Annotated in this window: 10 protein-coding genes and 1 pseudogene; 3 read left to right on the forward strand and 8 right to left on the reverse strand. The window is 69.8% G+C overall.

Annotation, left to right across the window (positions count from 1 at the left end):
* From odhB to V7D28_RS09525, 5 genes are all read right to left on the reverse strand, one after another.
* Nucleotides 1–1206, reverse strand: a 1206-nt coding sequence (odhB, locus tag V7D28_RS09505; RefSeq protein WP_333587144.1) for a 2-oxoglutarate dehydrogenase complex dihydrolipoyllysine-residue succinyltransferase, incomplete at its 3' end; no start/stop codon positions are given.
* A 55-nt stretch (nucleotides 1207–1261) separates the two neighbouring features.
* Nucleotides 1262–4213 carry a 2-oxoglutarate dehydrogenase E1 component gene (locus V7D28_RS09510; RefSeq protein WP_333587145.1) on the reverse strand — a complete coding sequence of 984 codons (2952 nt, stop codon included), beginning with the start codon at nucleotides 4211–4213 and terminating at the stop codon, nucleotides 1262–1264.
* A 76-nt stretch (nucleotides 4214–4289) separates the two neighbouring features.
* A complete protein-coding gene (sucD, locus tag V7D28_RS09515; RefSeq protein ID WP_333587146.1) occupies nucleotides 4290–5168 on the reverse strand; it encodes a succinate--CoA ligase subunit alpha in 879 nt (292 codons plus the stop codon).
* On the reverse strand, nucleotides 5168–6367 hold the full coding sequence (sucC, locus tag V7D28_RS09520) for an ADP-forming succinate--CoA ligase subunit beta (protein WP_333587147.1): 1200 nt from the start codon (nucleotides 6365–6367) through the stop codon (nucleotides 5168–5170). The genes sucD and sucC overlap by 1 nt, the downstream gene beginning before the upstream one ends.
* A 142-nt stretch (nucleotides 6368–6509) precedes the next feature.
* Complete coding sequence (locus V7D28_RS09525) at nucleotides 6510–7085, reverse strand: hypothetical protein (protein WP_333587148.1); 576 nt, start codon at nucleotides 7083–7085, stop codon at nucleotides 6510–6512.
* 95 nt (nucleotides 7086–7180) lie between these two features.
* Here V7D28_RS09525 and V7D28_RS09530 point away from each other — a divergent pair, with 95 nt between their 5' ends.
* Together V7D28_RS09530 and V7D28_RS09535 are read left to right on the forward strand one after the other, a co-directional pair.
* Nucleotides 7181–8020 (forward strand): LytTR family DNA-binding domain-containing protein, encoded by an 840-nt coding sequence (locus V7D28_RS09530; RefSeq protein ID WP_333587149.1) that lies wholly within the window; start codon nucleotides 7181–7183, stop codon nucleotides 8018–8020.
* A 194-nt stretch (nucleotides 8021–8214) separates the two neighbouring features.
* Nucleotides 8215–8907: a lysozyme inhibitor LprI family protein gene (locus V7D28_RS09535; RefSeq protein ID WP_333587150.1), complete on the forward strand. Its 693-nt coding sequence runs from the start codon at nucleotides 8215–8217 to the stop codon at nucleotides 8905–8907.
* A gap of 89 nt (nucleotides 8908–8996) precedes the next feature.
* Here V7D28_RS09535 and V7D28_RS09540 read toward each other — a convergent pair whose 3' ends face one another.
* Nucleotides 8997–9986: a malate dehydrogenase gene (locus tag V7D28_RS09540; protein WP_333587151.1), complete on the reverse strand. Its 990-nt coding sequence runs from the start codon at nucleotides 9984–9986 to the stop codon at nucleotides 8997–8999.
* Nucleotides 9987–10111: 125 nt separating this feature from the next.
* On the opposite strand from V7D28_RS09540, the gene V7D28_RS09545 reads away from it, so the two are divergent.
* Nucleotides 10112–10552: an HIT domain-containing protein gene (locus V7D28_RS09545; RefSeq protein ID WP_442957919.1), complete on the forward strand. Its 441-nt coding sequence runs from the start codon at nucleotides 10112–10114 to the stop codon at nucleotides 10550–10552.
* Nucleotides 10553–10560: 8 nt separating this feature from the next.
* Here the strand turns inward: V7D28_RS09545 and V7D28_RS09550 are convergent, their stop codons facing one another.
* On the reverse strand, nucleotides 10561–12687 hold the full coding sequence (locus V7D28_RS09550; protein ID WP_333587152.1) for a methyl-accepting chemotaxis protein: 2127 nt from the start codon (nucleotides 12685–12687) through the stop codon (nucleotides 10561–10563).
* 218 nt (nucleotides 12688–12905) lie between these two features.
* A pseudogene (locus V7D28_RS09555) lies at nucleotides 12906–13650 on the reverse strand (hypothetical protein); the annotation flags it as partial.

The raw sequence follows: 13650 nt of genomic DNA on the forward strand, positions 1-13650 counted from the left end.
CAGCAGGCGCTGCGGGTCTTCGATGGCTTCCTTGACCTTCACCAGGAAGGTCACCGCGCCCTGGCCGTCCACCACGCGGTGGTCGTAGGAGAGCGCCAGGTACATCATCGGCCGGACCACCACCTGGCCCTTCACCACCATGGGGCGGTCCTGGATCTTGTGCATGCCCAGGATGCCCGACTGAGGGGCGTTCAGGATCGGCGTCGACATGAGCGAGCCATAGACCCCGCCGTTGGAGATGGTGAAGGTGCCGCCCTGCAGGTCGTCCAGGGCCAGCTGGCCGTCCCGGGCCTTCTTGCCCAGGTCGCCGATGGCCTTTTCCACCCCGGCCAGGCTCAGGGCGTCGGCGTCACGGACCACCGGAACCACCAGGCCCTTCTCGGTGCCCACGGCCACGCCGATGTCGTAGTGGTTCTTGTAGATGATGTCCTGGCCGTCGATCTCGGCGTTGACGTCGGGCACCTGCTTCAGGGCGGCGATACAGGCCTTCACGAAGAAGCTCATGAAGCCCAGGCGCACGCCGTGGCGCTTTTCGAAGACGTCCTTGTATTCCGAACGCAGGGCCATGACCGCGCCCATGTCCACCTCGTTGAAGGTGGTCAGCATGGCGGCGTTGTTCTGGGCCTCCTTCAGGCGCCGGGCGATGGTCTGGCGCAGGCGGGTCATGCGCACCCGCTCTTCGCGCTCATGCAGTTCGCGCGGGGCGGCCGGCGCGGCGGGTGCGGCCGGCGCGCTGGCCCGGGCCTCCAGGGCGGCGATGGCGTCGCCCTTGGTCACCCGGCCGTCCTTGCCCGAGCCGGACACCTTGGACAGGTCGAGATTGTTTTCCGTGGCGATGCGCTGGGCCGAGGGGGCCGCGGGGCGGGCCTCGGCGGCGGCCGGCGCGGGCTTGGAAGCCTCAGCCTTGGGCGCTTCAGTCTTCGGCGCTTGCGCCTTGGCCTCGGGCGCGGTCTTGGCCGGCGCGGCGGCGCCGCCTTCGGACAGCTTGCCCAGCACCGTGCCCGGCTCCACCGTGTCGCCTTCGCCGGCCAGGATCTCGGCCAGCACCCCGTCGGCGGGGGCGGCCACTTCCAGGCTGACCTTGTCGGTCTCCAGCTCCACCAGGATCTCGTCCTTGCGAACGGCCTCGCCGGCCTTCTTGGTCCAGCGCGCCACCGTCGCCTCGGTGACGGACTCACCCAGGGCGGGGGTCATGATGTCGGCCATTGCGGAGGGTTCCTGTTCTTGTTCTTGAGAGGTCAGCGGAGGGTGGGGCGAAGGGTCAGGCGAAGGCTTCGCCGAGGAAGGCCTGCAGCTCGGCCATGTGCCGGCTCATGAGGCCGGCGGCGGTGGAGGCCGAGGCCGGGCGACCCACATAGCGGGCGCGCTTGGCCTTCACGTCCAGACGCTCCAGGGTCAGCTCGAGCCAGGGATCGACGAAGGTCCAACCGCCCATGTTCTTGGGTTCTTCCTGACACCAGACGAGTTCGGCGTTCTTGAAACGCTTCAGCTCGTTAGACAGGGACTTGACCGGCCAGGGATAGAACTGTTCCAGGCGGAGGATATAGACGTCCTCTATGCCCCGCTCCTCGCGGGCCTCCAGCAGGTCGTAATAGACCTTGCCCGAGCAGAGGATGACCCGGCGGATCTTGTCGTCCGGGGCCAGGGCCACGGTGGTGTTCTCGCCGCGCTCGGCGTCGTCCAGCAGCACCCGGTGGAAGGACGAACCCTCCGACATGTCGGTGAGCCGCGACACCGCCTTCTTGTGACGCAGCAGGCTCTTGGGCGTCATCAGCACCAGCGGCTTGCGGAACTCCCGCAGGAGCTGGCGGCGCAGGATGTGGAAATAGTTGGCCGGGGTGGTGCAGTTGGCCACCTGCATATTGTCCTCGGCGCAGGACTGCAGGAAGCGCTCCAGCCGGGCGGAGGAGTGCTCCGGTCCCTGGCCCTCATAGCCGTGGGGCAGCAGCATGACGAGGCCGCTCATGCGCAGCCACTTGCGTTCGCCTGAGGAGATGAACTGGTCGATGACCACCTGGGCGCCGTTGGTGAAGTCCCCGAACTGGGCTTCCCACAGGGTGAGGGTGCGCGGATCGGCCAGGGAGAAGCCGTATTCGAAGCCCAGCACCGCCTCTTCCGACAGGGCGGAGTCCAGCACCTCGAAGTGGGCCTGGGTGGGCGAGAGGTTGCGCAGCGGGAAATACATTTCCTCGGTCTGCTGATCGACCAGCCCTGAGTGGCGCTGGGTGAAGGTGCCGCGGACGGAATCCTGGCCCGACAGGCGAACGGGATAGCCCTGATCCAGCAGGCTGGCGAAGGCCAGGTGCTCGGCGGTGGCCCAGTCCAGGCCCTCGCCGGTCTCGATGGCTTCCCGACGCGTCTGCAGCACCCGGCCCACGGTCTTGTGAACATTCAGGCGCTCCGGCGGCGCGGTGATCTTCCGCCCCAGATCCAGCAGCTTCTGCAGGGGAACGGCGGTGTCGCCGCGGCGATCCTCGCTGGTGGGCAGGGTCAGGCCCGCCCACTTGCCGTCCAGCCAGTCGGCCTTATCGGCCTTGTAGGTCTTGCCGGCCTCGAACTCCTTGTCGAGGAAGTCGGCGAACTCGCCCACCCAGGCCTCGACCTGCTCGCCGGTGACCACGCCCTCCTGGATCAGCCGGGTGGCGTAGATCTCGCGGGTGGACGGATGGTTCCTGATCTTGGCGTACATCAGCGGCTGGGTCATCGTCGGGTCGTCGCCCTCGTTGTGACCGAACCGGCGATAGCAGAACATGTCGATGACCACGTCCTTGCCGAACTGCTGGCGGAACTCGGTGGCCACCTTGGCGGCGAAGACGACGGCCTCCGGATCATCCCCGTTCACGTGGAAGATCGGGGCCTCCACCATCAGGGCCACGTCCGAAGGATAGGGCGAGGACCGGCTGTTCTTGGGGCTGGTGGTGAAGCCGATCTGGTTGTTGACGATGAAGTGGACGGTGCCGCCCACGCCATAGCCCTTCAGCCCCGACAGGGCGAAGCACTCGGCCACCACGCCCTGGCCGGCGAAGGCGGCGTCCCCGTGCAGCAGCAGGGGCATGACATGGCCGCGGCCGGCGTCAGGGTTGTCGCGCAGGGTGAAGGCCTGCTTGGCGCGGGCCTTGCCGATGACCACCGGATTGACGATTTCCAGGTGGCTGGGATTGGCGGTCAGGGACAGGTGGACGTTGTTGCCGTCGAACTCCCGGTCCGACGAAGCGCCCAGGTGGTACTTCACATCGCCTGAGCCCTCGATGTCCGAAGGCGTGGACGATCCACCCTGAAACTCGTGGAAGATCACGTGATAGGGCTTGCCCATCACAGCGGCCAGCACGTTCAGCCGCCCCCGGTGGGGCATGCCGAGCACGATGTCGCGGACGCCGAGCGCGCCGCCGCGCTTGATGATCTGCTCCAGCGCCGGGACCATGGCCTCGCCGCCGTCCAGGCCGAAGCGCTTGGTGCCGGGGAAGCGCTTGTGCAGGAAGCGCTCGAATCCCTCGGCCTCGATGAGCTTCTTGAGAATGGCGATCTTGCCCTTCTCGGTGAACTCGATCTCCTTGTTGCGGCCCTCGATGCGCTCCTGCAGCCAGGCCTTCTGGGCCGGGTCGGAGATGTGCATGTACTGCACGCCCAGATCGCCGCAGTAGGTGCGGCGCAGGATTTCCAGGATCTCCCGCAGGGTGGCGGTTTCCAGGCCCAGAACATAGTCGAGGAAGATCGGACGGTCGTAATCGGCCTCGGAGAAGCCGTAGGAGGCCGGGTCCAGTTCGCTGGCGTCGCCGGGCACGATGGCGATCCCCAGGGGATCGAGATTGGCCCGCAGGTGCCCGCGCATCCGATAGGCGCGGATCATCATGATGGCGCGCAGGGAATCGAGGGTCGCGGCGCGGACCTGATCCACCGAGGCGGCGGGCCTGGCCTCGGCCACCTTCTTTTCCAGCTTGGCCTCGACCGCCGGCCAGAGGCCGTCGATGGCCGACAGCCAGTCGGGACGGGCGCCAGGCGTGGGCGCCTTGGTCCAGCCTGGCTTGCCGGCGCCGCGCTTGATCTCCTCAGCGCGGTCGTGGAGCGAGGCGAAGAAGGCCCGCCACGAGGCCTCGACCGAGTTGGGGTTCTCCGCCCAGCGGGCGTAGAGATCCTCTACGAAGGCGAGATTGCCGCCGTAGAGGAAGGAGGTCTCGGCGAGCACCTCGTTGATCAGACCTGCGTCGTCCGCCATTTTTCCGCTTCCAGACGGGCCGCGGAGCTTCTTGGTGAGAGGAGCCGACGGCGGGCCGCCATACGCTAAATTTGCCTCAGGCGCCCTTAAGCACCTCGAGCAGGGTTTCGCCAAGCTTCGCCGGCGACGGCGAGACGCGGATGCCCGCGGCCTCCATCGCAGCGATCTTGTCTTCGGCGCCGCCCTTGCCGCCCGAGATGATCGCGCCCGCGTGACCCATCCGCCGCCCAGGGGGGGCGGTGCGTCCCGCGATGAATCCGACCATAGGCTTCTTCTTCGGTGAATTCTTGATGAATTCCGCCGCCGCTTCCTCAGCCGACCCGCCGATTTCGCCGATCATGATGATCGATTCCGTCTCGTCGTCGTCCAGGAACATCTGAAGCACATCGATGAACTCGGTGCCCTTGACCGGGTCGCCGCCGATGCCGACGGCCGTGGTCTGGCCCAAGCCCACCTGAGTGGTCTGGAACACGGCCTCGTAGGTAAGCGTCCCGGAGCGCGAGACAACACCCACCGAGCCGCGCTTGAAGATATTTCCCGGCATGATGCCGATCTTGCACTCGTCCGGGGTCAGAACGCCCGGGCAGTTGGGACCGATCAGGCGGGACTTGGAGCCCGAAAGCGCGCGCTTGACCTTGACCATGTCGGCCACCGGGATGCCCTCGGTGATGCAGATGATCAGGGGAATCTCGGCCTGGATGGCCTCCAGGATGGAGTCCGCGGCGAACGGCGGCGGCACATAGATCACGCTGGCCTCGGCGCCGGTCTCGCTCACCGCTTCGGCGACGGTGTCGAACACGGGCAGGCCGATATGGGTCGTTCCGCCCTTACCGGGGGTCACGCCGCCGACCATCTTCGTGCCGTAGGCCATGGCCTGTTCGGAGTGGAAGGTGCCCTGGCTGCCGGTGATGCCCTGGCAGATGACGCGGGTTTCTTTTCCGATGAGGATGGACATTAAGCGGCCCCCCGAACGGCCTTGACGATCTTATCCGCGCCGTCCGACAGATCATTGGCGGAGACGACGTTCAGGCCGCTCTCGGCGATGATCTTCTTGCCGAGTTCGACATTGGTGCCTTCCAGGCGCACGACGAGGGGCACCTTCAGGCCCACCTCCTTCACCGCCTCGACCACGCCCTCGGCGATGATGTCGCAGCGCATGATGCCGCCGAAGATGTTCACCAGGATGCCCTTCACGTTGGGGTCCGCGGTGATGATCTTGAAGGCCGCCGTGACCTTCTCCTTGGAGGCGCCGCCGCCCACGTCGAGGAAGTTGGCCGGCTCGGCGCCGTAGAGCTTGATGATGTCCATGGTGGCCATGGCCAGGCCCGCGCCGTTGACCATGCAGCCGATCTCGCCGTCCAGGGCGATGTAGGAGAGGTCGTACTTGGACGCCTCGATCTCCTTGTCGTCCTCTTCGGAGGTGTCGCGCAGCTCGACGATGTCGGGATGGCGGAACAGGGCGTTGCCGTCGAAGCTGACCTTGGCGTCCAGCACCCGCAGGTGATCGTCGGCGGTGACGATCAGCGGGTTGATCTCCAGCATCTCCATGTCCTTGGCCAGGAAGGCCGCATAGAGCTGGGAGAGCAGGGTGGCGGCTTCCTTGGCCAGGCCGCCGGTCAGGCCCAGCGACTTGGCGAGCGCGCGCCCGTGGTGGGGGAAGACGCCCGTCGCCGGGTCGATGGAGAAGGTGATGATCTTCTCGGGCGTGGAGGCGGCCACCTCTTCGATGTCCATGCCGCCCTCGGTGGAGGCCACGACCGAGACGCGGCTCGTCTCGCGGTCCACCAGCAGGGAGAGGTAAAGCTCGCGGGCGATGGCCGCGCCTTCCTCGATATAGAGGCGGTTAACCTGCTTGCCCTTGGGGCCGGTCTGATGGGTGACCAGGACCCGGCCGAGCATCTCCTCGGCGTTGGCCTTGACCTCGGCGGCGGATTTCACCACCCGCACCCCGCCCTTGGCGTCGGGGCCCAGCCCCTCAAAGCGGCCCTTGCCGCGACCGCCGGCGTGGATCTGGGACTTCACGACCCAGACCGGGCCTCCCAGCTTCTCGGCGGCCTGGGCCGCTTCGTCGACGGAGAAGGCGGCATAGCCGCGCGGAACCGCCACGCCGAACTCTGCGAGTACGGCTTTGGCTTGATGCTCGTGGATGTTCATGAGGCCGCGATGTTGTCGCTGAAATCGCCTCGCCCTGTTGGCGAGTCCAGGCGCTTATAGGCGCCACGTTTCGGCGTGGCAACCGCCGGACGGAGGCTTTTTCCCGCGCCAATGCCGGCGCCGTGGGGGAAGGTTTGCCTCCCTAGCCGAAGAAGAGGCTCCACATCGTGCGTCCAGGGATGAAGGCGAAGACCAGGTTGATCGCGAAGGCGCCGTAGAACAGGCCCATCATGGCCCGGCGGTGGCGTGCGACCTGTCGTCGCCGCGCCCAGAAGACCCCCAGGGGCAGGATGATCAGCGTCCAGCCGGTGAACAGGTGGATGAGGGACCAGCTCCCATGGTTGAGCTCGGTGATGAAGAGGCTGGCGCCGGCGGTCATGGCCACAAGCCCGACCCAGGTCCAGCCCGCCGCCCGATGGAAGCGCCGGCCCTTCCGCGCGGCCATCAGCAGCCCGCCCAGGACCAGGGCGGCCAGGGCGGTATAGAGGTGGATCTGGACCGCCGGGGAGAGGGCGGCGAGGCGGCTGAAGTCGGGGGCGTGCGCCTGCGCCTGACCCAGCGCCTCCCAGATGGGCGTCCAGAACCCCCAGAGGGCCGCGCCGAGAATGGTCAGCACAACCAGCATCGACAGGGCGAAGCCGCCAATGAAGTGGCCTGGGAAGCCGCCCGGGAAGGGGCTGGAGCGTACCGGTCGGGTGGTTTGCGAGGCCTGGGACATGGACTATCTCCGCTCTGGCCGCGGCGGCACGGGCCGCGGACTTGTCAGGCCGGGATGAGGACCGGAGGGGTCGTGGGCCAGGGGGATTTCGCCAGATGACGCGCAGGCTTCGCGAGCGGCAGGCCGCCGCCGGAGACGAAGCGCCGCCGGCCGCCCGGCCCTGGCGGCTCGGGCCCTATGACGCCATGTCGGGCTGGGGGCGGGGCCTGGTCCTGGCCGCGGCGGTGGGGCTGTTCCTGGCCTTCTCCGGCGCGTTCGGCACGATCGAGGCCTCCCTGCCGCGAAGGCTCGTCTATTGGCTGGGGGTGATGGCGCCGGGCGCCCTGCTGGGCGGCGGCCTCGCCCGGCTCTTCTTCCCCCGCGGCGGCCCTGCGGAACCAGCCTGGCGGCTGGGGATGCGCTGCGTGCTGGCGAGCCTCGTCATGGCGGCGCCCTTCACCGTCCTGGCCTGGGGCGGCAGCCGTCTCATCCTGCAAGCCGACATCCCCGCCGACCGTCTGCTTCACCTGTTCGGCCCGGTGTTCATGGTCGCCCTGGTGATGACCGCCCTGAACCTGCTGCTGGAGATCGGGCGCCCGGTCGCCGCGCCTTTGGCCGACGCCCCGCCGGCGCCGGCGGCCCCGCCCCGCTTTCTCGAGCGCCTGCCGCCTCGTCTGCGCGGCGCCGAGCTCTGGGCCGTGGAGGCGCAGGACCATTATCTCCGGCTGCACACCTCGCGGGGGCAGGATCTGATCCTGATGCGCCTGGCCGACGCCCTGGCCGAGCTGGAAGGCCTGGACGGCGCCCAGACGCACCGCTCCTGGTGGGTCGCCCGTCTGGCGGTGCGCGACGTGCGGCGGGGCGACGGACGGGCCGTCCTGACCCTGCCCGACGGGACCTCGGCGCCGGTCAGCCGCAGCTTCGCCCCAGGGCTCCGGGCGGCCGGCTGGTACTGAGCCGCCGGCGCTCTTCGTTCAGCCGCAATTCAGGCATAGGGAGCGAGCCTTGTCGTGAACCTGCGGAACAGCCCCTTGCGGGCCAGAGATTCCATCCCAGCGAGCCCGCCATGAGCCAGCCTCCAGCCTCCTCCGGCCCCCCGCCCGAAGACTTGCGCCAGAAAGACCCCGCGAAAGACCCCGCGGACGCGCCCTTGCGCCTGGAGCCCCTGGCGCACGACGGCCCCGCTTCGCCGGCCTGGCGGCAGGGGCGTCGCGGCGGTGCGGCTTTGGCCGCGGGGCTTGTGATTCTCACCGGCCTCCTGGTCGCCCTTGCGGCGCGCTCGGGGCCAGAGCCCGGCCCCAGCGAAACGACCCTGGGGGTGGAGGTGGCCGCTCCGGCCCCGCCGCCGGAGCCTGTCGCCGACGGGGCGCCGCTGGATGTCCTGCCCGCCGATATGGCCGCCGCCGCCGCCGCCGCCGCCGCTGCGCCCCCGGCGCCTCTGGAAGCGCCGCCTGCGCCAGAGGTCGATGATCCGACACGCCTCGCCGAGGCGACCGCGCCGCCGCGGCCGACGGACGAAGGCGACGAGGCCCGTTTCGTCTCCCTGCCCCCCGTCCAGCCGGGGCCGAGCCTGGACTGTCGGTCCGCCCGTAGCCGCGCCGAGCGCATGGTCTGCGCCGATCCCGCCCTGGCCGAGGCCGATCAGCGCCTGGGAGAGGCCTATCGCGCCGCCCTGGCCGCCGGCGTGCCCGACTGGCGGCTGGAGCGGCAACAAAGGCGCTGGCTCCAGGCCAGGGAAGCCGCAGCCCATGAGGCGCCCTATGCGGTGGCCGGGGTCTATGAGGCGCGCATCGAGGAGTTGCGGGCCATGGTCGGCGGGCCGGCCTGGCCGCCGTCCTGGTGACGCGGTCGGCCTGACAGTCCACGAAAAAGGGCGGCGCCGGTCTCGGCGCCGCCCTCTTGCTGTGCGGATCGCTCAGGGATGCGGGCCGATCAGCCCAGCATGTCCTTCACGGTGTCGCGCTCGCCCACCAGCTCGTCATTGGTGATGGCGATCTTGGACTTGGCGAAGTCGTCCATCTCATAGCTGGTGACGACCTCATAGGCGCCCGGCGTCGTGGTCTTCACCGGCATGCCGGCCCAGACGCCCTCGGCGAAGCCGTAGCGGCCCTCGGAATTGATCGCCACGGAGTGGATCTTGCCCGGAGTGACCAGGTCGCGGACATGGTCGATCAGGGCGTTGGCCGCCGAGGCCGCCGAGGACTGGCCGCGGGCCTCGATAATGGCCGCGCCGCGCTTGCCGACGGCCGGCAGGTAGTCGTTCTTCAGCCAGGCTTCGTCGCCGATCACCTGGGCCGCCGGCTTGCCGCCGATGGTGGCGTGGGTGAAGTCGGCGAACATGGTCGGGCTGTGGTTGCCGTAGATATAGAGGTCGGCCACCTCGTTGACCGAGACGCCGGCCTTCTTGGCCAGCTGGGCGCGGCCGCGGTTCTCGTCCAGGCGCACCATGGCGGTGAAGCGATCGGGGCTCAGGCGCTTGGCCTGGCTGGCGGCGATCATCACATTGGTGTTGCAGGGATTGCCCACCACGGCGATGCGGGCGTCGTCGGCGGCCACTTCATCGATGGCCTGGCCCTGGGCGATGAAGATCTTGCCGTTGTCCTTCAAGAGGTCGGCGCGCTCCATGCCGGGGCCGCGGGGCTTGGAGCCCACCAAAAGGCTCCAGTTGGCGTCCTTGAACGCCACCTTGGGGTCGTCCGTCAGCACCATGTCGGTGAGCAGCGGGAAGGCGCAGTCGTCCAGCTCCATGGCCACGCCCTTCAGGGCCTTCTGGGCGCCTTCGGTGGGGATTTCCAGCAGCTGCAGGATGACCGGCTGGTCCTTGCCCAGCATCTCGCCCGAGGCGATGCGGAAGAGCAGGGCGTAACCGATATTGCCGGCCGCGCCGGTGACCGCCACGCGGACGGGGGGCTTCGTGGTCATGGAGAGCTCTCCTGAAGGGGCAAGACGAATGTGGGCGGTGCGTAGCCCAAGGACCGCCCCTGCGGCAAGGGCGCCGCGCGGGGGGCGCGCCCCAGGGTCTTGCCAGCGACGGGCGGGGTGTCAGCATGGCGGCCATGTTCGAGCTCGATCCGGCCTTCCTCGCCACCTCTCACGCCATCGGCGACCTGCGGCTCTGCGCCGCCCGCCTGCAGGACGACGCCCGCTACCCCTGGATCGTGCTGATCCCCCGGCGCGCCGCCCTGAGGGAACTGGAAGATCTGCCGCCGGGTGAGCGTGGGGCGCTCCTGGACGAGGTCATCGCCGCCGGAGACGCCGTCCGAAAGCTCGGCGAGGCCGCCGGGCGGCCGGTGGAGAAGTTGAACATCGCGGCGCTGGGCAATGTGACCGCCCAACTGCACGCCCATGTGGTCGGGCGACGCGCCGATGATCCGGCCTGGCCCGATCCCGTCTGGGGCCGGCCAGGCGCGAGACCCTACGACCGGCTTGAGCTGGAGACCGCCCTGGCCGTCGCCCGCCAGGCGCTCGGCCTGGCGCCGCAGCCCTGAGGCCTGGCTCAGGCGGCCGCCCGCTGTTCAACCCCGCCGTTCGCCGCGGCGATGCGGAAATGGCCGATCATCTGTCGCAGCCGGTCGGCCTCATGGCTCACCGACTGGCTCGCCGCCGTGCTCTCTTCGGACATGGCCGCATTCTGCTGGGTCACCGAGTCCATCTGACTCACCGCCTGGCTGACCAGCGCCAGGGCCCGGGCCTGCTCCTCGGCCGAGGCCGCGATCTCGGCCACTAGGCTGTCGATGGCGCTCACCTGATCGGAGATCTCCGAGATCGCTCCGCCGGTGCGCCGGACCAGGCCCACGCCCTCATTGACGTTCTGGGTGGAGGCGCTGATCAGGGTCTTGATCTCCTTGGCCGCCTCCGCCGAGCGCTGAGCCAGCGCCCGGACTTCAGAGGCGACGACGGCGAAGCCGCGACCCGCCTCTCCGGCCCGGGCGGCCTCCACGCCGGCGTTGAGCGCCAGCAGGTTGGTCTGGAAGGCGATCTCGTCGATCACCCCGATGATGGTGGAGATGCGCCCGGCCGAAGCCTCGATCCGCGCCATGGCGTCCACCGCCTCCTGCACCACCGCGCTGGTGTCCATGGAGGCCTGCGACGTCCCGGCGATCACCTGGCGGGTGTGGCCGACGCCGTCGGCGGTCCTGCGGACCGACTGGGCGGTCTGTTCCAGGGCGGCTGCGGATTCCTCCAGGCTGGCGGCCTGCTGTTCGGTCCGGCGCGACAGGTCGTCGGACGCCCGGCTGAGTTCCTCGGCGCTGCCATGCAGGGTGCGGGTCAGTTCGGCGATGGCGGCCATCACGCCGCTCACCCGATCCATGGCCCCGTTGAAGTCGGCGGCCAGCTGCTGATAGGCGTCGGGCAGATCCCCGGAAAGGCGGTGCGTGAGGTCGCCCTCCGCCAGCCTTCCGATCGCCGCGCCGATGCTGCCGGCCACCAGGGCCCGCTCTTCGGCGAGCGCTCGGGCCTCAGCCGCCTGCCGGTCCTTCAGCGCCCTGGCTTCGGCCTGGGCCAGCTCGGCGTCGGCCTCCCGCTTGGCCACCAGAATATCCCGGAAGTGGGCGAGGGTTCGGCTCATCACGCCCAGTTCGTCCCGGCGATCCATGTGGCCGATGGCCAGGGCGGTGTCGCCCTCCGCCAGCCGACCCATGCCGGCGGTCAGTTCGGCCATCGGCCTCGTGATGGAGCGCGCGACCCGCAAGCCCAGAGCCACCACGCCGATCAGGGTGGCCGACAGGATCAGGGCCAGAAGGCCCAGCGTGCGGCGGTGCGCCGCGGCGGCCGCCTGGGCCGCGGCGTCCACCTGCTGGGCCAGCGTCTGCTCAAGCTGGTGCAGGGTCTCGGCCCGGCGGCTCGCGGCCGCGTACCAGACCTCGGTCGTGGGCGTCGCGCCGGCGGTGATGGCGGCGCGCAGGTCGACGACGGCGCGATGTTCCGGAGAGCTCAGGAAGCTCTTCCAGGCTTCGGTGATGGCGGGCTCGCGGCTGTGGTCCAGGAAGGCGTAGGCCGCCGCCTCGCCCCCCTGGAGGCGGCTGATGGTGGCCAGGTCCGCGGAGGTCATGGCCCCATCGGCCAGACCCGCCAGGGTCACGGCCCGCTCCTCTGCGGCCAACTCCTTGCCGATCACCACGGCGTCATACGCCCGGAACGCCGCCCCGAGGGCGTGGCCTTCCTGAGCGGCGTCGATCGCGACTTCCTCCAGCGAGGCGAGTTCCGCCTCAATGATGTCGCCGTAGCCGGAGAGCAGGGTCCGGGTGGACAGGCCGCCCGCGTCCACGGCCGCGCGAAGGGCCGGCAGGGCCTCGAGGGCGTCCAGCACCTGGGCGCTGATATGAGGCGGGGCGTCGGCCACCGCGGTTCGATAGGCCTGGATGGCGGCGTCCACCGCCAGCCTCTGGCCATCGAGTCCGGAAGGTTCGACCCCGGTGGCGAGGCCCAGGTTGGCGAGGCTGCGTTCGGCCTGGAGCTCATGCACCAGCGCGCCCCCCGCCGTCGCGGCGGACACTTCGTGAAGGATCGCCTCGGTGCGCTGTAGGCCGCTCCAGCTCTGCAAAAGGAGGGCGGCCATGGCCGCCAGCAGGGCGAGCAGGGGCGTGGCCAGGATCAACTGAATGCGCTTTGAGATCGTCATCGCTTCAGGCCTTTGGGTCTCGGGGCGAGGAAGGCGTCGAAGCCGTGACCTAACGGCGGTCACTGTTGATCAAGCGTTTAACGACCGCCCCGCCGCTCGGTCGGTCAGGCTCGCCGCGCACAAGCGATCGAGAAAAGCGTTTTTATTTCAAGCGTCTGAGTCTGATCGATCAGGCGTCCGTGCGACAACGGGCCGCAACCCCGACGCGTATCGCCCCGCTAGCGGCGGCGCAGGACCACGCCGCGGGGGGCGCCGTCCTCGATCAGGTCGCCGGTCCACTGGCCCTCGCCGGCGGCGGTCAGAGTGATCACCGTGGGCGGGGCCCCGCGACGCGGGGTGAAGCGAAGGGTGACCCGACCGCCGATCCGCTCCACGCTGTCGACGAAGCCTGAGCCGTCCAGGGCGCCGGGGCGGCGCAGGTCCCGCCAGGCGGCCTCCAGGGCGCCGGCGCCGCGATCGACGAAACGCAGGGCGTAGAGGTCCCCGCCCCCGGCGGCGGCCAGGGCCCAGCCGCCGTCCAGAGGCCCTTGCAGCCCCTGGGCGGAGTCGAACGAGGCCCTCAGCCGGGCCTCATAGCTGCGCTCCTCGGCGCTCAAGGGCGCGCCCAGGGGGTCGGGGGCGTCCAGGAAGACGGGTTGGCTGGCGATGGTGGGCTGGTCGCGATCGGCCCGGACGGGCGCGCGGGATGGGCTGGCCGGCGGGGGCGTCGGCGTCGGAGGCGGCGGCGTGACCGCCGCGGGCGTCGGGGCCGCAGCCGGCGCAGGCGTCATCGGAGGCGCGGTGATCACCGGGGCCGAGGCGGCGGGCGGCGGGGGCGTGACAGGCGCCGCAGCGGGAGGATTGTCCAGCAGGGCGCCGATGGGATCTTCCACCTGGGCCGCGGCCGCCCCAGGGACCGCCGCGCCGGCCAACAGAGCGATCCCCAGGGCCGTGAACGGGGCCGTGAAGGGGGTCGTCCAGGGG

The sequence above is a fragment of the Phenylobacterium sp. genome (assembly GCF_036723115.1).
GTDB lineage: Bacteria > Pseudomonadota > Alphaproteobacteria > Caulobacterales > Caulobacteraceae > Phenylobacterium.